Here is a 25,914-nt window from a genome sequence, read left to right on the forward strand (position 1 = left end):
TCATACGGCAGACGGTTCCTGGTTCTCGGTCGGTGGGGGTCGGCGGATCGGGGATACGGGCGGGAGGCTCAGCCCTTGACGGCGCCTTCGCCGACGCCCCGGAAGAAGTACCGCTGGAGGCAGGCGAACAGGGCGATCAGCGGGGCCACGGCGATGATCGTGCCCGCCGCGACGAGCCGTTCGTCGTTGGCGAAGGTGCCATGGAGGTAGTTCAGCCCGATGGTGAGGGTGAACCTGTCCGGGTCGCTCAGCACGATCAGGGGCCAGAGGAAGTCGTCCCAGGCGCCCATGAAGGCGAAGATCGCGACGACGGCGAGGGTGCCCTTGACGGAGGGCAGGGCGATCCTGAGGAACCGCTGCCAGACGTTGGCGCCGTCCACGAAGGCCGCTTCCTCCACCTCCAGGGGGAGGTTGAGGAACGCGTTGCGCATCAGCAGCACGTTGATCGCGCTGATGGAGCCCGGCAGGAGCACCCCGATCAGGGTGTTGTTCAGGCCCAGCTCCCGCATGGTGGTGAACTGGGCGATGATCAGGCCCTCGACGGGCACGAGCATGGCGAGGATGAACGCCAGCGTCGCGGCCCGCCGTCCCCGGTAGCGCATCCGGGCCAGGGCGTAGCCGGCCAGCGCCGCGCCGACGCAGTTGGTGATCACGTTGGCGGCGGCGACCTTGAGCGAGTTGAACGCGTAGTCCCACACCGGGATGGTGTCGGCGACCCGGCCGTAGTTGCGCAGGGTCGGATCGCTCGGGAGGAACGACGGCGGGGAGCTGAAGATGTCCTCGTGCGGGCCCTTGAGCGAGGTGGACAGCTGCCAGAGGAACGGGCCCACCGTCAGGGCCAGTACGGCGACCAGCAGGACGTACCGCAGGACAAGCTGCCAGGGCGCGACGCGCCGCCCGTCGGCGTCGGTGACCCGCATCCCCCGTCGTCCCCCGGCTTCGGTGGCTCTCAGCACGCTCACGCGTCCTCCTTGCGGTCGGCGCGGAGCACCAGCAGCATCAGGGCGACCACCACGGCGAAGACGACGACGGAGAGGGCGGAGGCGTACCCGACCCGCCCGCTCAGTCCGGTGCCGACGCGCTGCACGAGCATCACGAGGGTGGTGTCCTCCCCGGCGGGGCCGCCGTTGGGGCCCGCCATCAGGTAGACCTCGGAGAACACCTTGAAGGCGGCGACCGAGGAGAGGGCCGCGACGAGGACCATGGTGGAGCGGACCGCCGGAACGGTGACGGTGACGAACCGGCGCACGGCGCCCGCCCCGTCCACGGCGGCGGCCTCGTGCAGTTCACGGGGTACGTTGGCCAGCGCGGCCAGGTAGATGATCATGTAGTAGCCGAGGCCCTTCCAGACCGTGACGGCCATGGAGCTGACCAGCAGCAGCCACTGGTCGCTGAGGAAGCCCACCTTCCCGACCCCGACGGTCTCCAGCAGCGCGTTGACCAGGCCCCGGTCGTCCAGCATCCACACCCAGATCAGCCCGACCACGACGATCGAGGCGACCACCGGGGTGTAGAAGGCGGCGCGGAAGAAGGCGATGCCGGGGATGTGCCGCTGGACCAGCAGGGCGAGCAGCAGCGGCAGGACCACCAGCGCCGGGACGACACCGAGGACGTAGAGCGTGCTGTTGCGCAGGCCGATCCAGAACATGTCGTCGTCGAGCAGCTCACGGTAGTTGGCGAGCCCGACGAAGTGTCCCGGCAGCAGCGTCCGCCGGTCCGTGAAGGAGTTGATCACGGTGCTGACGAACGGGTACAGGCTGAACACGCCGACGATCAGCAGGCCGGGCGCGGCGAACAGCCAGGGGCTGTGCGTCAGATGGCGCCGGATGCCTCGGGCGGGCCTGGGGGCGGCGCGGGCCGCCGTGGCGGGCGCGGGGTGGGTGGTTGTCATCTTCCGCTCGGCTCAGCTCTGCTGGAGCAGGCGGTCGCACGCCTTGACAGCGTTGTCGAGCGCTTCCTTGGGGCTCTGCTTGCCCTGGAGCGCCTTGGCCACCTCGTTGCCCAGCTCGGTCTTCATCTGGTCGCTGAACTGGACGGGGGTGTAATTGACCGCGTTCTTCAGGGACTTGGCGGCGGCTATCCGTACCCGCGTCTCGTCGGTGCCGTCCTCCTTCGTGAAGTACGGGTCGTCCAGGGAACCGGCGGTGCTCGGGAAGATGGCGACCTGCTTGGCGAACGCCATCTGGCGGGTCGCGTCGGTCACGAAGTGGCCGAACGCCACCGCCGCGGGTTTCCGCTTGCTCCGGGAGTTGACCATGACGCCCATGACGTACATGTTCACCTTGCCGGTGCTGGTGATCTGGTCGGTGATCCCGATGTTCCTGTAGAGGTTCGGCGCCTGCTTCTTGAAGTTGCCGAGGTCCAGGGCGCTGCCCGGGTTCATCGCGACGGACTCGGTGAGGAACTTGTGCCCCGCCGACTCGGGGGTGGCGGTGAGGGCCTGGGGGTCGAGCGCCTTGGCGTCGTACAACTCCTTGTAGCGGGTGAGCAGTTCCACGCCCTTGGCGTCGTTGAAGGCGAAGCCCGTACCGGCCTCGTTGGTCAACTGGGCGCCGTAGCGGCCGAAGTCCTCGATGGTGGGTACGTTGGCGAGGGTCGCGATCTTCCCGTCGCTCTTCTCGGCGATCCGGAGCCCGGCGTCGAAGACCTCGTCGTACGTGGTCGGCGGCTTCTCGGGGTCGAGGCCCGCTTCCTTGAAGAGGCGCTTGTTGTAGAACAGCGGCCCGGTGTTCAGGTACCAGGGGAAGGCGTACGTCCCTTCCACTCCCGGCACTTGATCGCCCGCCCAGGCGCCCGGCAGGTACTCCTCGCGGTACTGCGCGGCGGACTTGTCGAGGTCCAGCGCGAGTCCGGCCCTCACCAGCGGGGCCAGCAGGTCCGGCGAGACGTTGACCACGTCGGGGAGGGTGCCGCCGGCGGCGTCGGCGCTGATCTTGTCGGCGTAGCCGTCGGCCGGCCGGTCGACCCACTTCACGTCGGTGCCCGGGTACTTCTTCTCGAAGTCGGCGATGACCCCGTTGAAGTAGTCCTTGAAGTTGGCCTGGAGGTTCCAGGTCTGGAAGGTGATCTTGCCTTCGATCTTGCCGGAGGCGTCCGGGGACGAGCCCGAGCCGGACCCTCCTCCGCAGGCACTGAGGGGCAGGACGGTGGCGAGGACAACGGCGGCTGCGACGGTTCCGCGGGAGATACGCACGGTGAACGGCTCCTTTGCTCGGACCAGGCGTGCGCGGGCGGGCCGGGGCTGAGGACCTCCGGGCCGCCCGCGCCTCGCAGACATTGCAATGCGCCGGGGGGAAAGTCAACAGATCGGTCGCGGATAAGACGCAGGGAAGCCGGGACGGCGTCAAAAACCGCGCCATAACAGCAGCTCAGAGCGTTGTCACAGTGAGATTACGATGGATCACTAATGCGCTTTAGCTCTCTCAGCTCAAGCGCATTAGTACACCGGGGGACTTCGCTCGCCCAGGACGGCGGGAAGGCATACGATGCCCACGTCGGACATCGGGCGAAACGCGGGGATCGGGGCATCGGGTGGCAGCGAAGGGGACGCCGTCCGGAGGGACCCCGCCGGCCAGGCGCACCCCCGCCCGCCGCCCGACCATGAAGGACATCGCCCAGCGCGCCGGAGTGTCGGAGAGCGCCGTGTCCTTCGCGCTCAACGACCGGCCCGGGGTCTCGGAGGTCACCCGCGACCGGGTCAGGCGGGTCGCCGAACAGCTGGGCTGGCGCCCCAGCACCGCCGCCCGCGCGCTGTCCGGCGAGGGCTCGGCCACGGTCGGCCTGGTGCTGGCCCGGCCGGCCGCGACACTCGGCGTGGACTCGTTCTTCCTCCAGCTGATCTCCGGCATCCAGGAGGGGCTGGCCCGGCGCCAACTCGGCCTGCTCTTCCAGGTGGTGGAGGACGTCGGCGCCGAGTGCGCGGTCTACCGGCGGTGGTGGGCCGAGCACCGGGTCGACGGCGTGCTCGTCGTGGACCCGAGGACCGACGATCCCCGGCCCGACCTGCTGGACGAACTGGGCCTGCCCGGCGTGGTCATCGGCGCGCTGCCCGGCAACGACGTGGGTCCGCACCCCGGCCTCTCGCAGGTACGGGCCGACGACACGGGCGCCATGGCGTCCATCGTCGGCCGGCTGCACGAGCTGGGCCACCGGCGGATCGTGCACATCGCGGGGCTGCCCTCCTTCGCCCACACCGAGCGCCGGATCGAGTCGCTGCGGATCGAGGCCGCCCGGCGCGGCCTCGCCGAGGTCCGCTCCCTCACCACGGACTACTCCGACACCGAGGGCGCCGCGGTGACCCGGCGCGTCCTGGAGGAGGGCACCCCGCCGACCGCGCTGATCTACGACAACGACGTGATGGCCGCGGCCGGGGCGGCGGTCACGGCCGGGCTCGGACTCTCCGTGCCCCGCGACGTCTCGGTCGTCTCGTGGGAGGACTCGGCGCTGTGCCGCCTCGTCCACCCCTGGCTGACCGCCCTCTCCCGGGACACGATCGGCTTCGGCCGGATCGCCGCGGGGGAGCTGGCCGCCCTGCTCGACGGGGGCGCGGCCCGCTCCGTACAAGTGCCGCTCCCCCGGCTGATCGAGCGCGAGAGCACCGGAGAAGCACGCGGGTAGCGCGGGAAAGCACCGAGGAAGCGTCAGGAAAGCACCGGGGAAGCACGGGCCGAATCGATCCTGTCGCGACCATTGACACCCCAAGAGATCAAGTGATCTATTCACTTCCATGAGTCGCAGTGAGGTGTCACTGTCCGAGCATCTGGCGGACAGCATCGTTGAGATCATCCGAACCGAACGGCTGGTTCCGGGGGACGTCCTGGCGTCCTCCCGGGACCTGGCCCGCCGGTTCGACGTCACCACGCCCACGGTCCGCGAGGCGTTGCGCAGACTTGAGGCCACCGGCGTGGTGGAGTTCCGGCACGGCTCGGGTACGTACGTGGGTCCTGGCAGCGAGCGGCGGCTGCTCGCCAATCCCCATCTCCCCCGCAGCAGCCGCGAGTCGGTCCTCGAACTGGTCGAGGCACGGCTCGTGCTGGAGCCCGCCGTGGCGGCCGCCGCGGCGCGGGTCCGGGAGGCCGGTGCGGTGGGCCGGCTGGAGGAGGCGGCGGTCAACGCGCTGCATCCGCCGGAGGATTCACCGGTCACCTCGACGCACTTCCACGTGGCTCTCGCCGCGGCCAGCGGCAACGCGCTGCTGCGGGAAGCCGTCGAGGCGTTGCTCCAGGTCAGGGCCACGGAGCAGGTCGAGATCCGGCACCGTTACAACGACCGGGCGCGGGACCACGCCGAGCACGTGGAGATCTTCGAAGCGGTACGGGACGGGGACGCGGACGCGGCCGAGCGGCTGACCCGGGACCACCTCGGGTCCATCCGCGCGGCGGTCCTCGCCGCCGACTTCCCGGGGAGCGAGCGATGAGCACACCCTCCCCGGCGGAGACCCGGCCCCCGCTGCGGCTGGCGGAGATGACCACGGTCGAGGCGGCCACGGCCGTCACGGCGAGCCCGGTGGTGATCATCCCGGCGGGCGCGTTCGAACAGCACGGCCCCGGGATGCCGTTGGCGACGGACACGATCCGGGCCGAGGGGGTGGCCGAACGGGTGGCCGCCGGACTCGGCGGGCGCGTGGTGATCGGCCCACCCCTGCCGGTCGGGGTGTCCCCGCACCACCTCGCCTTCGCCGGTACGGTCACCCTGACCACCACCACGCTGGCCACGGTGGTCCGTGAGTACGTGGAAAGCCTCCACCGGCACGGCTGGCGGAAGATCCTCGTGGTGACCGGTCACGGTGGCAACAACGCCACCCTGACCACGGTGGCGCAGGACCTGCTCACCACCCACCCCGACCTCCAGTTCGCCTGGACCCCGGTCACCCCGCTGGCCGCCGATGTCGTGTCGGAGATGGGCGTCAGCGAGGTGCACGGTCACAGCGGGGAGGCGGAGACCGCCCAAATGCTCCACCTCGCACCGCACTTGGTGCACAACGACCGGCTGGTCCCCGGCACGACGGACACCGACCAGCTCGATCCGCTCTCCCGGCTGGCCCGGCACGGCAGCCACCCCGCGCTCGCCGTGCGGTACGACCGGCTCAGTGAGAACGGTGTGCTCGGCGACCCGCGGTGGGCGACCGCCGAGGACGGGCGGGCGGTCGTGGACGCGGTCGTCGCCCGGGTGACCGCCTTTGTCAAGGAGTGGCTGGACGTCTGATCCCGTAACAGCCACACGAGCCGCACCAGCAGCACTGCCCGCACTATCCGCACCACCAGCACCACCAGCACCACTTGTACCCATCGCACCACCGATGACGGCGTGTGCGGTGCCGTAGCACCGGCCTGCCCGGAGCGCCGCCCGCACGCACCACCCCGCCCGCGATGCCGGGCCCGTACATCCCTGTCACGCGTTTCCCTGTCACGCGCCCACGCGTCGTTCGTACGCCCGCGCGTCCCCGCCCCGCCCTGCCCGGGGCACCCCCAGCTCAGCACCCAGAACGACAGCCGTCCGCCGCCAGGCGTCCGGCAGAAGGAGCCTGCCATGAACACCACCCTCCGGCCCAGAACCGCCCTCTCCCTCCGGCGGCTGGCCACCGCCGCGACCGGCCTCCTGCTGTGTGTCGCGGCGACCGCCACCACCGCGTCCGCCTCCGCCCCCACCGCGCCGCAGCGGACCACGGGCAAGACGGCCTGCCGGCTGCCCGCGCCCCAGGCCGCCGGCACGAGCGAGGCCCACACGCTCACCAGCGGCGGCCGGGAGCGCTCGTACCGGCTGCACCTCCCCGCCGACTACGGGAAGAAGCGCGACTGGCCCGTCGTGCTGGCCTTCCACGGCCGCGGCAACACCGGCGCCGGTACGGAGGAGTTCTCCAACCTGTCGACCCTGCCGGCCGTCGTCGTCTACCCCGAGGGTGTGATCGGCACCGGCGACGGTGACCGGCAGGCCTGGCAGGGCGCGCCCTACGCGGCGGCCGGCGTCGACGACGTCGCGTTCACCGGCGACCTGATCGACACACTCGAAGCCACCCTGTGCGTCGACGAACGGCGGGTGTACGCCACCGGCAAGTCCAACGGCGCGGGCTTCGTCAGTACGCTGCTCGCCTGCCGGATGGCCGACCGCATCGCCGCCGTCGCACCCGTCGCCGCCGCCCTCTACCCCACGGGGGAGACGTGCCGGCCGTCCCGCCCGGTGCCCATGATCGAGTTCCACGGCACCGGCGACGTGACCATCCCGTACGCGGGTGACGCCGACCGCGGCCTGCCCGCGATCGCCACGTGGGCGGCGGACTGGGCCGAGCGCAACGGCTGCCACACCCGGCCGCGGGTACGGACGACCGCCCCCGACATCACCACGACCAGCTGGCGCGGCTGCGACCGCGGGGCCGACGTGCGGCACGTCGCCGTGACGGACGGCGGGCACACCTGGCCGGGCGCGGACATCTACAGCGGCGGCGGCTACACCACCCAGACCGTCGAGGCGCACGAGGTCCTGTGGAAATTCCTGCGGGACTTCCGCACTCCCCCCGCCCGCGGCCACGGCCACGGCCACTGACCCCTCCCCCAGCCCGCTGACCCCCCACGACGCAGGTCCACCCCTCCCCCTCGCCGATCCCGTCCCCTACTCTCACATCCGAGCAAGGAGCCGCTCCCCATGACCACACCGACCCCGCCCGCACCCCCCGGCAGAACGTCTCCGCCACCCGGCGACCCCGCGGACCCGCGCGGCCCGTCCGTCGCCGAGGGGGCCCGGCTACCGCGCATCGTCCGTGCGATGGCCGTCATCGAACGCGCGGGCAACGCGCTGCCGCATCCGTTCTGGCTGTTCTGGATCCTCTCCGGCGTGCTCGCCGTCGTGAGCGCGTTCCTGGCCGCCGCCGACGTGTCCGTGGTCTCCCCGAGCGACCACAAGACCGTCGTCGTCCAGAACCTGCTCAGCGGTGACGGCCTGGCCATGGCCGTCTCCACCATGATCGAGAACTTCGCCACCTTCCCGCCGATGGCCACGATCGTCGTGGTGATCATGGGCGTCGCGGTGGCCGAGAGGACCGGCTTCCTCGCGGCGCTGATGCGGGTCAGCGTCTCGCGGGTGCCCGCCTCCTGGGTCGTGTTCGCCGTCGCCTTCGCGGGCACGGTGGCGCACGTCGCCTCCGCCGCCGCGTACATCATCCTCGTCCCGCTGGGCGGGCTGGCCTTCCGGGCCGTCGGGCGCTCCCCGATCCTCGGCATCGTCGTCGCCTACACGGCGATCGCGTCCGGGTACGACGCGAGTCCGGTGCCGACCCCCAACGACGCGATCTTCGCGGGCATCACCACGGCCGCGGCGAAGATCGTCGGCGGGGACGACGCGTACGTCTCGCCGCTCAGCAACTGGTTCTTCAACATCGCCTCGTCGGTGCTGCTCGCGATCGTCATCACGCTGGTGGTGCGGTTCGTCCTGAGCAAGCGGCCGGACCTCGACGCCGACCCGGACGCCGACCTGGAGGACTTGGGCGCGCTCACCCTCAGCCCGAAGGAGCGGTCCGCGCTGCGCGCCGCCGTGCTGACGCTGGTCGGCACGCTGGTCGTGCTCGTCGCGGTGATGGTCCCGGCGTCGTCCCCGCTGCGGGGCGAGGGCGGCAGCATCGTCGAGTCGCCGTTCCTGGACGGCATCGCGGCGGTGGTCGCGTTTGTCTTCGGCCTGGTGGGCATTGTGTACGGGTACCGCTCCGGGTCGATCACCTCGGCCGGTGACGTACCGAAGCTGATGGGTCAGGGCATCAAGCAGATGGCGCCGGTGCTGGTGCTGTTCTTCGCGATCGCCCAGTTCCTGGCGTACTTCGACTGGACCCGGATCGGCGATGTGCTCGCCGTCCGGGCGGCGGAGGCGCTGGAGCGGAGCGGGATGCCGATCGTGCTGGTGTTCCTGCTGATCCTGTTGCTGCTGACACTGGTCAACGTGATGGTGACGAGCGGCTCCGCGATGTGGGCGCTGGCCGCGCCCGTCCTGGTGCCGATGCTGATGCTGGTCAGTGTCCCCGCCGAGACGACCCAGGCACTGTTCCGGATCGCGGACTCCGGGTCGACCGCGATCACCCCCATGAGTCCGTACTTCCTCATGGCCCTCGGCTTCCTCCAGCGGTACCGCAAGAACGCGGGCATCGGCACGCTCGCGTCGTACACCCTGCCACTGGCGGTCGCGATGACGCTGGCGTGGACCGCGCTGTTCCTGATCTGGTGGGCGGTCGGCATTCCGCTCGGACCGGGGGCGCCGGTGCGGTGATCGGACCGGGGGCGCCGGTGCGGTGAGGGGTCCGGGAGCCCGAGTGGTCTCAGGCGGCGGGGGCGTTGGGAGCGTCGGTTGTAGCGGCCGGTGTTGCGACCGGATGAAATCACCGGCGTGCCCCGGCCCCCGGGCGGGGACGCCCCCGTCGCCGGGCCCGGCGACGGAGCCGCAGGTGGGGCGGGGGCGGGGCGCGGCGACGGAGTCCGTACGGTCGCCGCGCGCCCTGTCAGGACGGCGTTGACGTGCCCGGATGCCACTGCCACGCTCCGGGCATGCCTGTGAGGCCGACGCCGTTCTTCGCTCCGCCGCGCGCCGCGCGGGCGGGGCGTTGTGCGTGGGCGGCGTGTTGTCGGGACCGCTGAGCCTCGCGGCGTGGGGCGTTCCGGCCCGCGCCGATCGAGGTCACCGGACCTGCCGGTCCGTTCCTCACCCCTCACCCCTCCCCCACAGTCGTGACCTCTCAGGAGTGCCGATGTCTCCCGTAGCGCCGCCGACCGAAACCGCCTACGACCGGCTGCGGTTGCGCCAGTGGCGCGAGGGCGCGGCCGCATCCGCCGGGGTGGAGCGGCGGGACCTGTTGAGGCTGCTCGCGGCAGCCTCCGTCGGTGGACCGTCGGCGGCGGGATCCTTCGTCGCCGGCGCCGGGAGCGCGGCTGCGGCCGACGCGCCGGGCGCCGCGCCCGGGATCGTAAAGCCGCTGCCCACGGACGTGTTCACCGTCCGGGGCACGAACGCGGAGACCAACTTCGCGGCGCTGCGGTCCACCGGCCCGCACACCCCGGCGAGCCACTTCTTCGTACGCAACCACACCGTGACGCCCCGGATCGCCGCCGAGGACTGGACGTTGACCGTGTGGGGCAGCGGACTGCGGGGCCCGGCGGTCGAGTTCGGTTACGAGCAGCTGCGGGCGCTGCCGTCGGTGACGCGTACCGCGTTCATCGAGTGCGCGGGAAACGGCCGTAGTTACTACACGACCCAGCAGCAGGAGACGGTGAGCGGTACGGCGTGGACGCTCGGCGCGATCGGGGTCGCGCGCTGGCGTGGGGTACGGCTCTCCGACGTCCTGCGCCGCGCGGGCATCACGTCACGCGCGGTCGACGTCCTGCCGCGCGGTCTGGACGACGAGGTCATCAGCGGCGGGGTGAACCTCGGCCGGGTCCGCAGGCCGCTGCCGGTGGCCAAGGCGCTGGACGACGTGCTGATCGCGTACGAGATGAACGGCGAGCCGCTGCCGCCGGACCACGGTTTCCCCGTGCGGCTGATCGTGCCGTCCTGGATCGGGATCGCGAACATCAAGTGGCTCGGTGACATCGAGGTGAGCGACCAGCCGCTGTACAGCCCGTGGAACACGGACCTCTACCGGCTGTTCGGCGCGGCGTATCCCCCCGAGGGCAGCGCGCCGCTGACCCGGCAGACGCTCAAGAGCGCGTTCGAGCTGGCACCGGGCGTGTCCGTGACCGCGCACCGGCGGCAGGTGCTGACGGGCCGGTCCTGGTCGGGCGGGGCGCCGGTGCGCACGGTGGAGGTCAGCACCGACGGCGGGACGACGTGGCGCCGCGCGCGGTTGCGCGACACGCCGGAACGGCACAGCTGGGTGCGCTGGTCGGCGGAGTGGGTGCCGCGAGACCTGGGCCCGGCGGTACTGCTGGCCCGCGCGACGGACCACTCGGGCCGCACCCAGCCGGAGGTGGCGGTGCCGAACACGCAGGGGTACCTGTTCGACGCGGTGGTACGGCACGAGGTGACGGTGGTCTGAGGAGGTGAGCGGGGGGCCTGCGGGGCGTGTGGGCCGGGGCGTGTCCGGTACGCGGACCGGGCGCGTACGGGATGTACGCACCCGGTCCGGCCGGGCAGCGGGGAGTCGCGAACGGCGGCCCCCCGTGCCCGCGCACTCGCCGCCCTGTCGGACCTAGCGGGGTGTGCCGCTCTCGTTGCGCTGTCCGTCCACGGCCGCGTGGTCGCCCGCCGCAGCGGGGTCGGTTTCGCCCGTGGGCGGGCGGCGGCGGATCTCGGGTTCGTCGGCGCGGGCGGCCTCGGCGCGCAGCAGGGCGTTGAGGGCGGCGAAGGGATCGATGGGCATGGCTGTGTCCTCACGGTGGGTTGGTGCTGGCTCAACTGCTGGGGCGAGAAGGGCACTTGGGCGCCCCGCCTGTCAGCAGCGCAGCACGGCCCCGGAGGCGGCCGACGGCACGCGTGAGGGTTCCTGAGGGCTGAACGGCCGGGTGTACGAGGCCGGTTGCGGTCCGCGCCACCCTGTCCCGGTCCGGGGTACGGCGGGTGCGCCACCGCCCCGTAGGGCGGCCCGGCCGACGGCGGCCCGTTCGCTCTCGGCGGGGTCCTGCTGCCCCTCGCCCGCCGGTTCGGGCGCGGCGGAGGCGGGTGGCCTGGGCTCGGCGGCGGAGGCGGGTACGTGACCGGTGTCCAGCGACATGCCCAGAAGCGCGACCAGAACGAGCAGCGCCGTTACCGCGATCCGCCGCGCGTGAGCGGCACGGGCCACGGAAACGGCGCGGGGCGCCGTGACACCGGGGGCCGCCGAGACGGGACGGCCCACCGTGACAGTGCGGGGCGCCGCAACGGTGCGGCGGGTGACGGGCGCGGCACGGCACATGGCAGAACCTCCTGGACACGCCACCTCTGCCCGTCAGCGCCCCCGATCCGCCCTCCGCCACCCCGGATTCCCCCGTACGCCACCGGAAACCCCCTGTACGAAGGACACCCCCCACCCCAGTTCGACCGCCGACGACTGCGGGCCCCACCACGCCGCCAAAGGGGAGCCACCCGCCCCGCCGCCCAGCGGCGTCAGCCGCTCTGCTGCCACGCCGCCCCCGGCGGGACGCCGTCCGTCGCGGGCCGGTGGTCCTCCGTCGCGACACATTCCCGCCGGGCGCCGTCCTTCGCCGGCTCCCCCGTCTGCCGTGGCACGTCCGCCGGCGCCGGACCACCGGCGACCGCCCCGGCCGCCAGGCCCACCGGTACCTCCGGGCCGTTGCCCTCGCGCAGCCAGCGGCGCAGCACCTGGTGCACCTGCTCCGCGCCCACCAGCTCCCCCGGTGGCCCGGACGCGGCGTGCGGGACCGGTGGGGACAGGACCAGCGGGGACAGCAGGAACGCGTACGACTGCTGGCCGCCCAGGCCGCCGTGGGAGCCGATCTGTTCCTCGAAGGCGTGCACCTGCCCGGTCCGGGGGTCGAACGTCGAGTTGACCATGATGTCCGCGACATGCGGGAACGTGTCGGTGCGCCGTACGGCATCCGCCGCCCCGGTCCCCATCGCCGCGAGCGGCCCCTCCCCGTCGCGGAGTTCCGCCACCGGGACCTCCACCCCGCCCCGGGCGAGCACCACCGAACCGTGCGCCTCGCTGCGTACCAGCAGGAAGCCGATTCCCGGATGGTCGGCCAGCGTCGGCAGCAGCGCGGGGTGGCGCGCGTCCATCTGCTCACGGCTCATCCGGCCCGGCACGTCGGGGAAGGAGACCAGCGCGAGGTTGCCGGACGCGAGCACCACCGGGTCCGAGCCCTGCGCGGGCTCGTCCTCCGCGCCCTCCCGCACCGGCCGGTGCAGCGCGTGGCGCACCGCGTGCCGCGCCGCCGAGCGGGCCTCCGCGCCGCTCCTCGTCCGCTCGGCCCGGCGTGACACGGGCAGCCCGCACCCGGCCCTGACCAGGTCCTTGAGGGTGAGCCCGTACAAACCCTCGAAGGTCTCGCCGGGGCTCTGCCCGTGGTCGGAGAGCAGCACGATCCGGTATTCGCGCGGCGCGTGGTCCGCGACCTCGACCAGCAGGCCGACCGAGCGGTCCAGCCGGGCGAGTACCTGCTGCGCGTCCCGGCTGTGCGGCCCGGAGTGGTGGGCCACCTCGTCGTACGCGACGAGATCCGCGTACACCGCCGTGCGTCCCACCAGCATGTCGCCGATGACCGCCGCGACCACCACGTCCCGTCCGAGGACGGTCGCGAACGCCCGGATGAACGGGTACAGCCCGCCCCGGCCCACCCGTGGCCGGTCGCCCCGGGCCCGCGCGCGCATCGACTGCCCCATCTCGCGGGCGACTTCCGCCGCGAAGGAGACGACCGTACGGACGGCGTTGGCCGGGTCGCTGAAGTAGGCGAAGTACCCGGCGCGGGAGCGGTTCGCCCTGCCCCGCCGGGCGGCGATGGAGAGGACGAAGGCGAGTTCGTCGGCGCCGCCGCTGAAGAGGTTGCCCCGGCTGGCGCCGTCGAGGGTGAGCAGCCCGCCGTCGCCGGTGCGTTCGATGGCCCGCCGCTGGAGTTCGGCGGCACTGGCGGGGCGGTTGCTGACCATCGTCCTGCCGCTGTCCTTCTCGTACCAGCGGAAGGCGGGGACGTCGTGGTTCGATCCGTGCAGGATGCCGAGCTGGCTGGCGCCGGTCTGGCTGGACCAGTCGGTGCGCCAGCGGGTGAGCCGGTGGGTGGGCTCCCCTTCGAGCCACGCGGCGATGTTCGGCATCACGCCGTTCGCGAGGGCGTCCAGCAGCACCTGGTGGCCCACGCCGTCCAGTTGGAGGAAGACCGTGCCGGGCGGCCCGCCCTGTCCGCCGTCCTCGCCGCTCCTGCGCCGGCGCCGGTCGGCCAGGCGCGAGAGCCTGCGCCGGTACGCGTCGTCGTCACCGACCGCGAGCCCGGTGGAGGTCGCGGAGGCGACGGCGGACATCACGGCGGCGACCACCACCGCCGTCTCGGCGTTGGCGGCGCCCCGGCCGTCGGGGATGAGCCACAGGGCGATGAGCAGCAGCGAGCCGTTGAGGAAGAACACCAGCGCGCCGAGGATCAGCGCGGGCACGAGCAGCAGGGCCCGTACGAGCAAGGGCCAGACCAGCGCGCTGAGCAGGCCGAACGCGCCCGCGCCCCAGCCCGCCGTGACGGCCGTCCTGGTGATGGTGTCCCCGTCGTCCGACTGGAGCTGGAAGTCGGGCAGGATGCCGGCGAGCGCCAGCAGCGTCAGGCTGGACACCAGCCACACGATGATCACCCGGAGTACGGCTCTGCCTGTCGTACGCCATCGCCATCGGCCGCGCCACACGTCGTTCTCCACCCCATGGTCCGGGCCCGCATCCGCTCACGGGCTCGGCCCCAGCGTGACACAGGGCGGCGCGGGGTCGGGTGGGCGTTTGTCGGCGGGGGCGGGCGCGCGGGTCGGCGCCCCGGGTCAGCAGCCGTCGTACCCGGCCGTGGGCATGGAGAGCCTGCGGTGGACGTCGGCCTTCATCGCCGCGTCGTACGGCGGTTCGTCCAGGCCCACCGTCTCCAGCCGCACCCCCCGGCGCGCGCACTCCGCCGAGAAGGCGGGGACGGAGGTGAACGCCCGGTCCAGGACCCGTTCGTTGGGGGCGACGAAGACGTCGAGGAGACCGGCCTCGACATCGACCCACAGCCCGTGGTGATCGGCGCGGAGCCCGTAGAGGAGCAGCTGGCGGGTGACGACGTACCCCTGGTCCGCCGCCCAGCGCGCGCACATCGCCTGCTGGCCCCGGGTGTCCACGAGGAAGGGGGTACGGTCCAGCTCCTCCAGGGGCGTCAGGCTGGCGATGACCGCCACCCGTACCTCGCCGGCCGCCACCTCGCCCGTACCGGCTGCCCCGCCCGTGCTGCCCGTACCGGCTGTCCCGGCCCTATCAGCTGTCCCAGCCGTCCCGCCCGTCTCGACTGCCACGCCCGCCTCGGCCATGTCCCGTTCCCCACCCCTTGTCCGGCCCACCCCTTGTCCGGACCGCAGACCTTACCGCTCCCGCACCGGCCCGAGGGAGGCGTGAACCACGCAGGGGGGCGTGCGATCCGCGCCATCCGGGGGCGCGCGGGAGGGGGCCCGGAAGCGGCGGGCGCCGGATTCGCGGCCCCGTCCCGGGGTACCCCCCGTACGCTGAGTGCGGAGATCGTGCCCGGGGCGGGCTCACCGGCGCCCGGGCGGACGGAGTTGAGGTCGGGTTGGGAACTGTCATCACCTGGTGGGGTCACGCCACCTGCACGGTCGAGGACTCCGGGGTACGGGTGTTGACGGACCCCCTCTTCGTCCGCAGGCTGGCCCACCTGCGCCGCCGGCTCGGCGCCGTGCCCACCCCCGAGGCCGCCGTCGCGGACGCCGTGCTCGTCTCGCACCTGCACTCCGACCACCTCCACCCCCGTTCGCTGGCGAAGCTCGCGCCCGGGACCCGGCTGCTCGTGCCGCGCGGCGCCGGGCGGTCCGTCCCGGCGCTCCGGCGGCTGGACGCCCGCAGGAACCGCGCCGGGCTGCGGATCACGGAGGTCGGCGTCGGCGACGAGGTGGAGATCGGGCCGTTGCGGGTACGAGCCGTGCCCGCGCACCACGACGGCCGGCGGCTTCCGGTGGGACCGCAGCGCTCGCCCGCCCTCGGCTATGTGATCAGCGGCGAGTCGCGTACGTACTTCGCCGGGGACACCGGCCTCTTCGACACGATGGCGGACACGGTGGGCCCGGTGGACGTGGCGCTGCTGCCCGTCGGCGGCTGGGGCCCCCACCTGGGGCCCGAGCACCTGGACGCCGCGCGGGCGGCCCAGGCGCTGGCGGACCTGTCGCCGGCCGCCGCCGTACCGGTGCACTACGGCACGTACTGGCCGATCGGCTTGGACGCGGTGCGGCCCCATGAGTTCTTCTCGCCCGGCGAGGACTTCGTACGGCACGCGGCGCTGCTCGCTCCCAAGGTCACCGTGCACCTGCTGCGGCACGGCGAGAGTGTGCGGCCGGAGGCCCGCCGGTGATAGATCAGCTCATGAGCCAGCTGCCCACGGAGTCGACGCAGCAGGCCGTCGGCTATCCGTCGGTCTTCCTGCTGGTGACGCTGGGCGCGCTGGTGCCGGTGGTGCCGACGGGGGCCGTGGTGAGTTCGGCGGCGGTGGTGGCGTTCCACCAGACGGCGCCGCTCTCGATGCTGTACGTGTTCCTGGTCGCGTCGTTCGGGGCGTTCCTCGGCGACATGGCGCTGTACTGGCTGGGCCGGCGCGGGGTCGGGTCGAAGAACGGGTCGCGCTGGCTGGCGAAGATAAAGGACCACGCCCCGCCCGACCGGCTGGAGCAGGCGCAGGAGAAGTTGCGGGAGAACGGGGTGACGGTCCTCGTGCTGTCCCGGCTGGTGCCGGCCGGGCGGATCCCGGTCATGCTGGCGTGCCTGCTCGCCGAGTGGCCGTCGCGACGGTTCGCGCGGGGCGACGTGCCGGCGTGCCTGGCCTGGGCGGCGACGTACCAGCTGATCGGGATCCTCGGCGGCTCGCTCTTCGAGGAGCCGTGGCAGGGGGTGCTGGCGGCGGTGGTCCTCACGGTGGTGGTGGCCGCGGCGCCGGCGCTGTGGCACCGGGTACGGGGAGCAGGCGGCCGGGGTGCCTCGGACCCTGGCGGCTCCGGGCGTGGCACTCACGCCCCCGAGGCTCCCGGCTCCTCAGGGGGTCAGGAGACGTGAGGCGCCGACCGGCAGGTCCCAGAGCTGGGCGCGCGGCCTGCCGGTGTTCTCCCAGGCGGCCCTGACCCGGGTGAGGGGTTCCAGGACCGGTTCGGCGGAGAGGACGAACGTCGCCCAGTGCATGGGCGCCATGTTCCGCGCGCCGAGATCCTGGCACGCCCGTACGGCCTCCTCCGGATCGGTGTGCACGTCGCTCAGCCACCAGCGCGGGGCGTAGGCCCCGATGGGGAGCAGCGCGAGGTCGATGCCGGGGTGGCGGCGGCCGATCTCGCCGAACCAGTGCCCGTAGCCCGTGTCCCCGGCGAAGTAGACCCGCTGCCCGTGGCCGTCGCTCAGCACCCAGCCGCCCCACAGCGAACGGCAGGTGTCGGTGAGGGTCCGCCGGGACCAGTGATGGGCCGGTACGAAGTCGAAGCGTACGGACCTGCCGTCGGCGCCCGGCAGTTCGGCGGCCTCCCACCAGTCCAGCTCGGTGACCCGGCCGAACCCCCGGCGCCGGCACCAGGCGGCCACGCCCGCCGGGACGAAGAGCGGGGTGGTGCGGGGCAGCCGCTTGAGGGTCGGGGCGTCCAGGTGGTCGTAGTGGTTGTGGCTGATGACGACCGCGTCGACCGGGGGCAGGTCGGCCCAGCGGACGCCGACGGGGGTGATCCTGGCGGGGGTGCCGAGGATACGGCGGGACCAGACGGGGTCGGTGAGGACGGTGAGCCCGCCGATGCGCACGACCCAGCTGGCGTGGCCGGCCCAGGTGACGGCGACGGTGGCCGCGTCCACGGACGGCAGCGGGCCGGGGGCGAAGGGCAGCAGCGGCACGTCCCGCATGCCGTCCGCGCCGGGCCGTACGGACCCCTCCCTGGCCAGCCGGGTCATGGCCCGTATGCCGGGGAGGGGCGCGGTCAGCCGCCCGGCGAAGGACTTGGGCCACCGGCGAACCTCCCCGAGCGGCCGCGGCGCCTGCGGCGGCCCGGCGCCGCGCGACGAGGGGCCTCGGCCTCGGTGGCCCTCTCCGTCCCGTTTCGTCTCTTCCGTCACTGGGGCTCCGTTCCACACGGTCGTCTCGGCGCGGTTGACCTGGGCGGTCGGCTCGGTGGGGTTGACCTGAACGGTCGGCTCGGTGGGGCCTGTCTGGGCGGTCGGCGCCGGGCGACTGGCCCGAGCTGTCGGTTCTGCGGGGTTGACGTGGGCAGCCGACGCCCGGCAGACGGCCTGGGCGCCCGACTCCGTACGGCTGGCCCGAGCAGGCGACCCGACGGGGTTGAACCGGGTGGTCGACGCAGGGGGGAGGGACTGGGCGATCGCCCCCGTAGGGCTGCGGCTGCCCCCGGCAGCCGACCCGTCGCGAATGTCGCGGGCGGTTGTCTCATGGCGAGGCGTCCCCGCTCGGCGGGGCGTCTCCGCTCGCCGGAGCGTCTCCGCTCAGCTCCCCGAAGGCGGAGCCGAGACGGTCGAGCGCCTCCGCGACCTGGGGCAGCGCGAGGGGATCCGACGCCGTGAGGGACTCCACGCGCTCCTCCGGGGTCGCTCCGAGCAGCGGTCCGGTCGACAGGCGGACGCGCAGCGTGTCCGGTGCCTCGCCGAACCGGTGGCCGCCGGGGACGGGTGTCCCCAACCGGTGGCTCAGGTGGTCCTCCAGCTCCAGGGAGTCGGTCACCCCCAGCGCGGCCAGGCGTTCCCGCAGCGGGCCGAGGTCGGCGTAGAGGTGCCGGCCCGCCTCGGGCGGCAGGGACAGCGCGCCGGAGGAGAGCACGAGCCGGTGCGCGGCGGCGGCGACGCGCGCGTGCAGGGCGGCGGCGGCCCGCGCCCGGTCCGCGACGGGGCCGGGCTCGTCCAGCGCGTAGGCGGCCGCGGCGCCGACAGGACCGGCGACGAACGCGCCGAGCGCGGTGAGGATGTCGAGGGTGTCGGTCCGCCGGGCGGCCCCGGCCGGGGTGGCGGGGAAACGCGCGACGGCCGCCGGCCAGGCGGCGGGCAGGAGGGCGCCGACGGTGTCGTACAGGACGGTGACGTCGTCGGGCCGGCGCTCGGCGGGGCTGAACAGAACCGTCCCGTGCGGCGCGTGGAGGGTGTCGCACCAGGTCTCGTCGCTGACGAGATGCAGCCCCTCGGCGACCGCCGCCTCGCACGCCTCACTGACCAGCTCGGGCGGCGCGACGGTACCGGTGGGGTCGTCGGCGGGCGACAGCAGCAGGACCCGCGGGTCACCGCCCTCGGCACGCACCCGCCGCACGGTCTCCAGCAGGGCGTACGGATCGGGTACGCCTCCGCACTCCGCCGGGGTCGGTACGGAGTACGCGGCCCGCCCGAGGAGACGGACCTGCGGCGCCCACCAGGCAGGACAGGGACGCGGCACGAGAACGTCACCCCCCAGGGCGGCGAGCAACGCGAACAGCAACGACGGCCCACCGGGCGCGGCGACGACGTCCCCGGCCCTGACCCGGTGCCCACGCCGCCCCCAGTAACCGCAGGCGGCCTCGCGCAGGACCGCACCACCACCGGGCGGCTCGGCTTCGTCCCGCCCAACGGCCCCCGCACAGACCTCACCCAGCTCAGCCACCACAGGCACCCCCGCCTCAGGCGCGGAGGGCCCGAACCGAACGGGCCCGCGACCCCGGGCCGGGTGCCCACCGGGGGCCGAACCGCCAGTCAGGTGTTCCTCAGCGGCCGCACCACCGACCGCGTGCCCCCCGGGAGCATGACCGCCGGCCGCATGACTGCCAGGACCCCCACCGCCCTTGGCCGGGCTCACGGCCCCGTGACCTCCGGGGGCCGGACCGCCATTCGCCGCACTCACGGCCTCGTGACCATCAGGGGCCGGACCGCCAAGGGCTGGACCGCCGGTCGCTCGGCCCCTAGGAACCTGAGCGCCGGTCGCTGGGTCCTCGTCGGACGTGCTCCCCGCCTGGCGACCGCCGGTAGCCCCGCCCCCGCCCCCGCCGTACCGCCCGCGACCGTGGTCGGTGGCCCGGCCGTCCAGCGATGTTCGCCGCATGTCGCCACCCTTCCCGGTCGACCGGTCCACGGTCCGCGCGCTCGTCCGGCCCGGCCTGCGCGTGGGCCTCCTGTCCTTTATACGGAGATATGTCCCCGCGTGCCCCTCGGGTACCGCCCGCCGTCCGCCGCCCGGATGCCGTACCGCCTGCTTGGGGTCCCGGTCCGCGGGGTACCCGCGTTGCATGTCAGACACCTCAGCGCGCTTCCGTCAGGCGGCGCCGGGCGCCAGAGCCCGGATCTCGGCCCTTCTGGAGGCCTGGGACAAGCAGGTCTTCGACTCCGTCGCGACCCGGCACTGGCCGGGGGCGGGGCCGGTGCTGCCCCGGCTCAGCCGGGCCGCCAACCACGGTCTGCTGTGGTTCGGCGCCGCCGCCGGGATCGCCGCCGTGGGACACGGACCACGCTCCCGGCGGGCCGCCGTGCGGGGCATCGCGTCGTTGAGTCTCGCCTCCGCCGCCATCAACACGGTCGGCAAGCGGGCCGTACGCAGGCGGCGGCCCCTGCTCGACGCCGTGCCCGCGATACGGCAGCTGAAGCGGCAGCCGTTCACCACCTCCTTCCCGTCCGGGCACGCGGCCTCCGCCGCCGCCTTCGCGACGGGGGTCGCGCTGGAGTCCAAGGGATGGGGCGCGGTAGTGATCCCCGTGGCCGCCGCCGTCGCGGTCTCGCGCGTCTACACCGGCGTGCACCATCCGAGCGACGTGCTGGTCGGCGCGGCACTCGGCGTCGGCGCCGCCTACGCGATACGCGGCATCGTGCCGACCCGCAACCAGCTCCCGCTGCCGGGCCGGCCATATACGGAGGCTCCCGCCCTGCCGGGCGGCCAGGACCTGGTCGTCGTGGTGAACCGCGCCTCCGGCACCTCCGAGACCGCCCTCCTCGTGCGCGACGCGCTGCCCTTCGCGGAGGTCGTGGAGTGCGAGCCCGAGGACGTGGAGAGTGAACTGGAGAAGGCGGCGGGGCGCTGTCGCGCGCTGGGCGTCGTGGGCGGCGACGGGACGATCAACCGGGCCGCGGTCGCCGCCATGCGGCACGGCCTGCCGCTGGCCGTCTTCCCCGGCGGCACACTCAACCACTTCGCGTACGACCTGGGCGTGGAGGACGTGCACGCCACCGTACGGGCGCTGGCGGAGGGCGACGCCGTACGGGTGGACCTGGGGCGTTTCACACCCGGCCCCGACGGTCCCGGCTCGGTGGGCCACTTCATCAACACGTTCAGCCTGGGCGTCTACCCGGAGCTGGTACGGGTGCGCGAGCACTGGTCCCCCCGGATCGGCGGCTGGCCCGCCGGGGTTCTCGCCGCGGTCAAGGTGCTGCGCGCCGAGCACCAGCTGCACGCCGAGTTCGACGGGCGGCAGCGCTCGCTCTGGCTGCTGTTCGCGGGCAACGGCATGTACCAGCGCATGGGGCCGACCCCCGGCCGCCGGCACGATCTCGCCGACGGCCTGCTGGACGTACGGATCGTGCACGGCGGCCGCTTCCCGAGCCTGCGCCTGCTGTCCGCCGCCCTCGCGGGCCCGCTGAGCCGCTCGCCCGTACACGCGGCGGAGCGGATGCGGCGGCTGCGGATCTCGGACATCGCACCGGGGACCCCGCTCGCCTTCGACGGCGAAGTGGCCGAGGCGCCGCGGGAGTTGACCGTCGACAAGGCGGTCGAGGCCTTGACGGTCTACCGGCCGAAGGCCGTTTTCTAGCCTCCAGTTCCAGCCTCCGGAGCGGTCGCCCCACATCCAGCCCTGTCCACATCGTAAGATACGCATCTCACTCCTCGACATGTCGGCGTACCGTGGCCCTACCGTTCACGAGAGGGAGTCCGGCCATGCCGAAGGAGACCGCCGTCTACACCCACGGGCACCACGAGTCGGTGCTGCGCTCGCACCGCTGGCGGACCGCCGCCAACTCCGCGGCGTACCTCCTCCCCGAACTGCGGCCCGGCCAGGACCTGCTGGACGTGGGCTGCGGGCCCGGGACCATCACCGCCGACCTGGCCGCGCTCGTCGCGCCGGGCACGGTGACGGCGGTCGACGCCTCCCAGGGCGTCCTCGACACGGCACGGGACAGCGCGCGGGCGCGGGGCGTGGACAACGTCCGCTTCGCGGTCGCCGATGTCCACGCCTTGGACTTCCCGGACGACTCGTTCGACGTCGTCCACGCCCACCAGGTGCTCCAGCACGTCGGCGATCCGGTGGCGGCGCTGCGGGAGATGCGCCGGGTGTGCCGGCCTGGCGGGGTCGTCGCGGCGCGGGACGCGGACTACGGCGCGTTCACCTGGTTCCCCGAGGTGCCGGTGCTGGACGCGTGGCAGGACGTCTACCGTACGGTGGCCAGGGCCAACGGCGGTGAGCCGGACGCGGGGCGGCGGCTGGTGTCGTGGGCGCGGCGGGCCGGGTTCACGGACGTCACGGCGACCGCCACGACCTGGTGTTTCGCCACCCCGGAGGAGCGGGCGTGGTGGAGCGGGCTGTGGGCGGACCGTACGGTCGCGTCGGCGTACGCGGACCGGGCGGTGGACGGCGGCCACACGACGCGCGAACGCCTCACGGAGTTCGGCGAGGCGTGGCGGCGGTGGGGCGCCGAGGAGGACGGCTGGTTCATGGTCCCGCACGGCGAGATCCTGTGCCGCGTGTGAAGGCAGCCGCGCTGCTTGCCGCGTCCGACGGCCGCTGTCGTCTTCCGCGTGCGACCCGCCGTTGCCCTCTCACAGTCGATCGACGCCAACTAGGCTGACCCGTATGGAAATCCTGGGAACCACGTTGCGCATCTGCGTCGACGACCTGGAGACCTCGGTGATGTTCTACGAACACCTCACCGGAAGCCGCGCGCTCCGCTTCGAGCGCGACGGGGTCTCGGTCGCGGCCGTCGGCTGCTTCCTCCTGATGAGTGGCCCGCCCGCGGAGATCGAGATCCTGCGCAAGGTGACGGCGACGATCGCGGTGAAGGATCTCGACGAGGCGGTGATCCGGCTCAACGGGGTCGGCGCCAAGGTCCTCGTGGGCCCGGTGCCGACCCCGGTGGGCCGCAACCTCATCGCCGCCCATCCGGACGGCTCGGTCTTCGAGTACGTGGACCGCCGGGCGGTCTGAACGCCCGCCCGGCCGCACACACCGCCTTACGGCCGCATCCGGTACTCGTACGCGTCCGGCAGCGGGTCGTCCGTCAGCTCCGCCCACAACTCGTTCAGCGTCTCGGCGCCCTCCCGGAGGTCCGCGACCTCGAAACCCGCGTCGAACAGGGCGCGGGCCTCCTCCTTCCGCCCCTCCGCGCCGAGCAGTTGGGCCTCCGCCAGCACAAAGGCGCCGCGCTCCCGCACGGACGGCGGCAGCCGGTCGTGGACGGCGCGTGCCTCGGCGGTACGGCGCGCCGCCAGCAGCGCGGCGACCGCCTCCCGCCCCAGCGCCGCGAACACCGCAGTCCAGGCCTCCCCGTGACCCCCGCCGTCCACGTCATCCCCGCCGCCCCCGCGCTCCCCCCAAAGATCCTCGAACGCCTCCGCGTACAGGTCGGCGGCCCGCTCCCGGTGGTCGCCCAACTGGTCCGCGACGGCCAGGCAGCGCAGCAACGGCCAGCGCGGGGCCGCCCGTTCGAGCCCGCGCTCCCAACTGCGCACCGCCTGGGCCAGATCGCCCGCGTGCCACTGCGCCACCCCGAGGTGGTACTCGGTGTGAGGGTCGGCGGGCGCGGTCTCCAGCATGTCCCGCCAGTGCGGGGCGACCAGCGTCGGCCCGGGCGGTACGTCCCGGCCCGGCGCCGGCAGCGCCCCGTTGGTCAGCAACTCCACCCAGGGCGCCTGCTCCTCGCCCAACGCGGCCTCCTCGAAGGGGGTGCCGGGCAGCTTGTGCCCCGCGCGCAGCACCTCCAGCGCGCCCCACCCCGACCCCACCGCCAGCGGCTCCCCCGGCCGTACGTCCGCGCAGGCCAGCCACGCCGTGTAGGCGGCGTCGACGTCCGCGCGCGGCAAAGCCGCCTCCAGCCGGTCCGCGACCTCCGCGCGGGCCGCGCCCCAGTCGGCGCCGTGCACCGTCCCGGGGTCCGTGGCGAGCGGACCGTACGCCTCCAGCCAGCTGAACTCCCCGCCCGCTTCGAGCGGTACATGCTCCAGCTGTGTCCGGGCCAGGCCCGCCTGGATCTCCGCGTAACCGGGCGTGCCCGGCTCGGTGAGCCAGCTCTGCCAGCGCCGGCCGCCCCGGCCCGCGCCCCATACGAAGAGCTTGCGGCCGCGCAGTGTGTCGGTCGACGTCTGGACAAGCCCTTGCCCGGCGCCGTCCAGGGACGCGATCCATTTCCGTTCCCCGGCGGGGACTTCGTAGAAGTAGTCGGCCGGGAACGTGCTGCGCGGCGGGTAGGTGACGTCGGTGCCCGCGACCTCGGGCACGGGGACCCGGCGCAGGTCACGCTCGTACCCGAAGTGCCACGCCTCCGTCGCCGGGGCCAGGACGCGCGTGTGCTCGTCCTCCTCGACGGCGATGTTGGACCACCAGTAGACGGGCGCGGTCCGCTCGTGCGGATTGCGGATCCGTACGCCGACATAGAGGAAGTCCGAGCCGTCCGGCAGCCACAGGTCCACCTGGAACGGCAGGTCGCGCAGCCGCTCCCACTCCCAGAGCCGCAGCATCTCGCCCCCGTCGGGAGCGGGGACGAGCGCGGCGTGCAGCGGGGCGCAGGACAGGGTGGTGTGCCCGGTGGCGCCGACGTTCCACTCGATGCCGCCGGAGAACCAGGCGCCGTTGAGCGCGAAGCACGCGGGCTGCATCACCGGGTTGCGGTAGACGAGTTCCCGGCCGGTGGGCTTGTGGTGGAGGGAATGGATACGGCCCCCGAGCCCGGGCAGGACGGTGACGCGCAGCCGGTCGTTCTCGATGATGAGGGCGTCGAGGTCCGTGGACGTCCGCTCGCGCCCGTACCCGTCGAGGATGCGGACGGGGAGGACGGTCCGCAGCGGTGCGTACCCGACCTGGCGGGCCATGTCGCGGGGCATGCCCCGTTTCACGCGGTCGTCGACCGTGTGGGTCTCGTCCAGGGCGCGCAGGGCGGGCAGGGGGTTCTCCGGCCCCAGCGGGGCGGTGGGCAGGGTCAGTACGGCACGTCGCACGCTCGTGGCCACGGCAACCTCGCTTCGTCCGGGGGCCGCGCGCTCTTCCGGTGCCGGGCCCGGTGACCATGGAACACGCTCGGCGGCGCTCTGACCAGGTGTCAACACGTACGGGGGACGCGCGGCGCCCTCAGGACTCACTCCCCCTCGGGTACGGCCCCCTCGTCCTGGAACGCCCCGACGACCAGATCCGCGAGCAGCGCGCCGGCCGTTCCCTCCGGGTCCAGGTCCGGGTCGTAGATGGTGACGTTGAGGCCCACGCAGTGCTCGGAGCGGACCAAGGTCCGCAGCAGGACGGCGAGTTCACCGGGGAGCAGGCCGCCGGGGTCGGGGCTGTCGACGGCGGGCATCACGGACGGGTCGAGGACGTCCGCGTCCAGGTGGACCCAGAAGCCGTCGGTGACCGGGGTCTCCAGCGTGGGCAGTACGGCCCCGGCGAGGCCGGCCGTACCCCACTCGCGCAGCTCGCCGACCGTGACGGTGGGGATCTTGAGTCGGGCCAGCTCGTCGCGGTCGTCGTCGTAGTCCCTGATCCCGAAGAGCCGTACGTCCTCGTCACGCAGGTAGGGCCGCAGCCCTTCCAGGTCGGTGAGGTCCCGCTGGCCGCGTCCGGTGCTCAGCGCCAGCTCCTCGCCGCCCGCCGCGCCGACGGAGGAGGAGTTGCCCGGGTGCCGGAAGTCCGCCGAGCCGTCGATCGCCGCGAGCCCGTACCGGCCGAGCCTGCGCAGCGCCAGGGAGGCGCCGAGCTGGATCGAACAGTCGCCGCCGAGCACGACGGGGAAGTCCCCGGCGCGGACGTGGTGTTCGATCCGGTCGGCGAGGCGGGGGGTGTACGCGGCGATCGCGGCGGCGTTGAAGACGCCGTCGCCCTCCTGCCACGCGCCCCGGTCGTAACGCGGCGGCACGACAACCCCGCCCTCGAACGCCCCGAGCCGCTGGACGATCCGCTGTTCGCGCAGGGCCCCGGCGAGCTTGTAGCAGCCGGGGACGGTGCCGGGGGCGGGCGGGCGCAGGCCCAGGTTGGAGGGGGCGTCGATGACCACGATATTCCGCATGCGGATCATCCTCCGCGTCGTAGGGTGCGTCTTCAAGCGGGTTCGCGCGCGACGGACGACCCGGCGCGGACGGACCGGCGCGGACCGACCCGCGCAGACAG

Annotated in this window: 22 protein-coding genes; 11 read left to right on the forward strand and 11 right to left on the reverse strand. The window is 73.5% G+C overall.

The window, feature by feature from the left end:
- Positions 1-68: 68 nt before the first annotated feature.
- Genes OG349_RS05860 through OG349_RS05870 form a run of 3 tightly spaced genes read right to left on the reverse strand, consistent with a single transcriptional unit; the run spans position 69 to position 3,193 of the window.
- On the reverse strand, positions 69-920 hold the full coding sequence (locus OG349_RS05860; protein WP_327238462.1) for a carbohydrate ABC transporter permease: 852 nt from the start codon (positions 918-920) through the stop codon (positions 69-71).
- 38 nt (positions 921-958) lie between these two features.
- Positions 959-1,891: a carbohydrate ABC transporter permease gene (locus tag OG349_RS05865; protein WP_327233568.1), complete on the reverse strand. Its 933-nt coding sequence runs from the start codon at positions 1,889-1,891 to the stop codon at positions 959-961.
- 12 nt (positions 1,892-1,903) lie between these two features.
- Positions 1,904-3,193, reverse strand: a complete 1,290-nt coding sequence (locus tag OG349_RS05870) for an ABC transporter substrate-binding protein (RefSeq protein ID WP_327233569.1) — start codon at positions 3,191-3,193, stop codon at positions 1,904-1,906.
- 407 nt (positions 3,194-3,600) lie between these two features.
- On the opposite strand from OG349_RS05870, the gene OG349_RS05875 reads away from it, so the two are divergent.
- From OG349_RS05875 to OG349_RS05900, 6 genes are all read left to right on the forward strand, one after another.
- On the forward strand, positions 3,601-4,617 hold the full coding sequence (locus OG349_RS05875) for a LacI family DNA-binding transcriptional regulator (RefSeq protein WP_327238463.1): 1,017 nt from the start codon (positions 3,601-3,603) through the stop codon (positions 4,615-4,617).
- A 109-nt stretch (positions 4,618-4,726) separates the two neighbouring features.
- The gene (locus OG349_RS05880) at positions 4,727-5,416 is read left to right on the forward strand and encodes a FadR/GntR family transcriptional regulator (protein ID WP_327233570.1); all 690 of its coding nucleotides are present in this window, start codon (positions 4,727-4,729) and stop codon (positions 5,414-5,416) included.
- Positions 5,413-6,204 (forward strand): creatininase family protein, encoded by a 792-nt coding sequence (locus tag OG349_RS05885; RefSeq protein WP_327233571.1) that lies wholly within the window; start codon positions 5,413-5,415, stop codon positions 6,202-6,204. The genes OG349_RS05880 and OG349_RS05885 overlap by 4 nt, the downstream gene beginning before the upstream one ends.
- Positions 6,205-6,528: 324 nt before the next feature.
- Entirely contained in the window at positions 6,529-7,539 is a 1,011-nt protein-coding gene (locus OG349_RS05890; RefSeq protein WP_327233572.1) for an alpha/beta hydrolase family esterase, read from the forward strand.
- A gap of 99 nt (positions 7,540-7,638) precedes the next feature.
- Complete coding sequence (locus OG349_RS05895) at positions 7,639-9,246, forward strand: AbgT family transporter (RefSeq protein ID WP_327233573.1); 1,608 nt, start codon at positions 7,639-7,641, stop codon at positions 9,244-9,246.
- 475 nt (positions 9,247-9,721) lie between these two features.
- A complete protein-coding gene (locus OG349_RS05900; protein WP_327233574.1) occupies positions 9,722-11,005 on the forward strand; it encodes a sulfite oxidase in 1,284 nt (427 codons plus the stop codon).
- A gap of 153 nt (positions 11,006-11,158) precedes the next feature.
- On the opposite strand, the gene OG349_RS05905 is transcribed toward OG349_RS05900, so the two are convergent.
- The 4 genes from OG349_RS05905 to OG349_RS05920 form a co-directional block, all read right to left on the reverse strand.
- Positions 11,159-11,329: a hypothetical protein gene (locus OG349_RS05905; protein ID WP_327233575.1), complete on the reverse strand. Its 171-nt coding sequence runs from the start codon at positions 11,327-11,329 to the stop codon at positions 11,159-11,161.
- 72 nt (positions 11,330-11,401) lie between these two features.
- The gene (locus OG349_RS05910) at positions 11,402-11,860 is read right to left on the reverse strand and encodes a hypothetical protein (protein ID WP_327233576.1); all 459 of its coding nucleotides are present in this window, start codon (positions 11,858-11,860) and stop codon (positions 11,402-11,404) included.
- Positions 11,861-12,051: 191 nt separating this feature from the next.
- The gene (locus OG349_RS05915; RefSeq protein WP_327238464.1) at positions 12,052-14,289 is read right to left on the reverse strand and encodes a phage holin family protein; all 2,238 of its coding nucleotides are present in this window, start codon (positions 14,287-14,289) and stop codon (positions 12,052-12,054) included.
- Positions 14,290-14,415: 126 nt separating this feature from the next.
- Complete coding sequence (locus tag OG349_RS05920; protein ID WP_327238465.1) at positions 14,416-14,826, reverse strand: hypothetical protein; 411 nt, start codon at positions 14,824-14,826, stop codon at positions 14,416-14,418.
- Between the two features lie 365 nt (positions 14,827-15,191).
- On the opposite strand from OG349_RS05920, the gene OG349_RS05925 reads away from it, so the two are divergent.
- Positions 15,192-15,983, forward strand: coding sequence for an MBL fold metallo-hydrolase (locus tag OG349_RS05925; RefSeq protein WP_327233577.1), 792 nt, complete (start codon positions 15,192-15,194; stop codon positions 15,981-15,983).
- 11 nt (positions 15,984-15,994) lie between these two features.
- Positions 15,995-16,678, forward strand: coding sequence for a DedA family protein (locus OG349_RS05930; protein WP_327233578.1), 684 nt, complete (start codon positions 15,995-15,997; stop codon positions 16,676-16,678).
- Here OG349_RS05930 and OG349_RS05935 read toward each other — a convergent pair.
- Positions 16,658-17,710 carry an MBL fold metallo-hydrolase gene (locus OG349_RS05935; RefSeq protein WP_327233579.1) on the reverse strand — a complete coding sequence of 351 codons (1,053 nt, stop codon included), beginning with the start codon at positions 17,708-17,710 and terminating at the stop codon, positions 16,658-16,660. The genes OG349_RS05930 and OG349_RS05935 overlap by 21 nt on opposite strands.
- Positions 17,711-18,038: 328 nt before the next feature.
- The gene (locus tag OG349_RS05940) at positions 18,039-19,325 is read right to left on the reverse strand and encodes an aminotransferase class I/II-fold pyridoxal phosphate-dependent enzyme (protein ID WP_327238466.1); all 1,287 of its coding nucleotides are present in this window, start codon (positions 19,323-19,325) and stop codon (positions 18,039-18,041) included.
- A gap of 526 nt (positions 19,326-19,851) precedes the next feature.
- Here OG349_RS05940 and OG349_RS05945 point away from each other — a divergent pair.
- The 3 genes from OG349_RS05945 to OG349_RS05955 all read left to right on the forward strand — a co-directional run bounded on the left by OG349_RS05945 (position 19,852) and on the right by OG349_RS05955 (position 22,752).
- Positions 19,852-21,363: a bifunctional phosphatase PAP2/diacylglycerol kinase family protein gene (locus OG349_RS05945; protein ID WP_327233580.1), complete on the forward strand. Its 1,512-nt coding sequence runs from the start codon at positions 19,852-19,854 to the stop codon at positions 21,361-21,363.
- Positions 21,364-21,488: 125 nt separating this feature from the next.
- Positions 21,489-22,298 carry a methyltransferase domain-containing protein gene (locus tag OG349_RS05950; RefSeq protein ID WP_327233581.1) on the forward strand — a complete coding sequence of 270 codons (810 nt, stop codon included), beginning with the start codon at positions 21,489-21,491 and terminating at the stop codon, positions 22,296-22,298.
- A gap of 103 nt (positions 22,299-22,401) precedes the next feature.
- A complete protein-coding gene (locus tag OG349_RS05955; protein WP_327233582.1) occupies positions 22,402-22,752 on the forward strand; it encodes a VOC family protein in 351 nt (116 codons plus the stop codon).
- Between the two features lie 26 nt (positions 22,753-22,778).
- Here the strand turns inward: OG349_RS05955 and OG349_RS05960 are convergent, their stop codons facing one another.
- Positions 22,779-24,770, reverse strand: coding sequence for a DUF5107 domain-containing protein (locus OG349_RS05960; protein WP_327233583.1), 1,992 nt, complete (start codon positions 24,768-24,770; stop codon positions 22,779-22,781).
- A gap of 125 nt (positions 24,771-24,895) precedes the next feature.
- Entirely contained in the window at positions 24,896-25,813 is a 918-nt protein-coding gene (locus OG349_RS05965) for an arginase family protein (RefSeq protein ID WP_327233584.1), read from the reverse strand.
- Positions 25,814-25,914: the final 101 nt, after the last annotated feature.

The sequence above is a fragment of the Streptomyces sp. NBC_01317 genome, from assembly GCF_035961655.1.
In the GTDB taxonomy this organism is placed as follows: domain Bacteria; phylum Actinomycetota; class Actinomycetes; order Streptomycetales; family Streptomycetaceae; genus Streptomyces.

Coding starts and splice junctions, on each gene's coding strand:
- OG349_RS05885 (WP_327233571.1), top strand. CDS start 5,413: ATGAGCACACCCTCCCCGGCGGAGACCCGGCCCCCGCTGCGGCTGGCG.
- OG349_RS05950 (WP_327233581.1), top strand. CDS start 21,489: ATGCCGAAGGAGACCGCCGTCTACACCCACGGGCACCACGAGTCGGTG.
- OG349_RS05865 (WP_327233568.1), bottom strand. CDS start 1,891: ATGACAACCACCCACCCCGCGCCCGCCACGGCGGCCCGCGCCGCCCCC.
- OG349_RS05955 (WP_327233582.1), top strand. CDS start 22,402: ATGGAAATCCTGGGAACCACGTTGCGCATCTGCGTCGACGACCTGGAG.
- OG349_RS05930 (WP_327233578.1), top strand. CDS start 15,995: ATGAGCCAGCTGCCCACGGAGTCGACGCAGCAGGCCGTCGGCTATCCG.
- OG349_RS05860 (WP_327238462.1), bottom strand. CDS start 920: ATGCGGGTCACCGACGCCGACGGGCGGCGCGTCGCGCCCTGGCAGCTT.
- OG349_RS05900 (WP_327233574.1), top strand. CDS start 9,722: ATGTCTCCCGTAGCGCCGCCGACCGAAACCGCCTACGACCGGCTGCGG.
- OG349_RS05965 (WP_327233584.1), bottom strand. CDS start 25,813: ATGCGGAATATCGTGGTCATCGACGCCCCCTCCAACCTGGGCCTGCGC.
- OG349_RS05945 (WP_327233580.1), top strand. CDS start 19,852: ATGTCAGACACCTCAGCGCGCTTCCGTCAGGCGGCGCCGGGCGCCAGA.
- OG349_RS05910 (WP_327233576.1), bottom strand. CDS start 11,860: ATGTGCCGTGCCGCGCCCGTCACCCGCCGCACCGTTGCGGCGCCCCGC.
- OG349_RS05905 (WP_327233575.1), bottom strand. CDS start 11,329: ATGCCCATCGATCCCTTCGCCGCCCTCAACGCCCTGCTGCGCGCCGAG.
- OG349_RS05890 (WP_327233572.1), top strand. CDS start 6,529: ATGAACACCACCCTCCGGCCCAGAACCGCCCTCTCCCTCCGGCGGCTG.
- OG349_RS05875 (WP_327238463.1), top strand. CDS start 3,601: ATGAAGGACATCGCCCAGCGCGCCGGAGTGTCGGAGAGCGCCGTGTCC.
- OG349_RS05895 (WP_327233573.1), top strand. CDS start 7,639: ATGACCACACCGACCCCGCCCGCACCCCCCGGCAGAACGTCTCCGCCA.
- OG349_RS05880 (WP_327233570.1), top strand. CDS start 4,727: ATGAGTCGCAGTGAGGTGTCACTGTCCGAGCATCTGGCGGACAGCATC.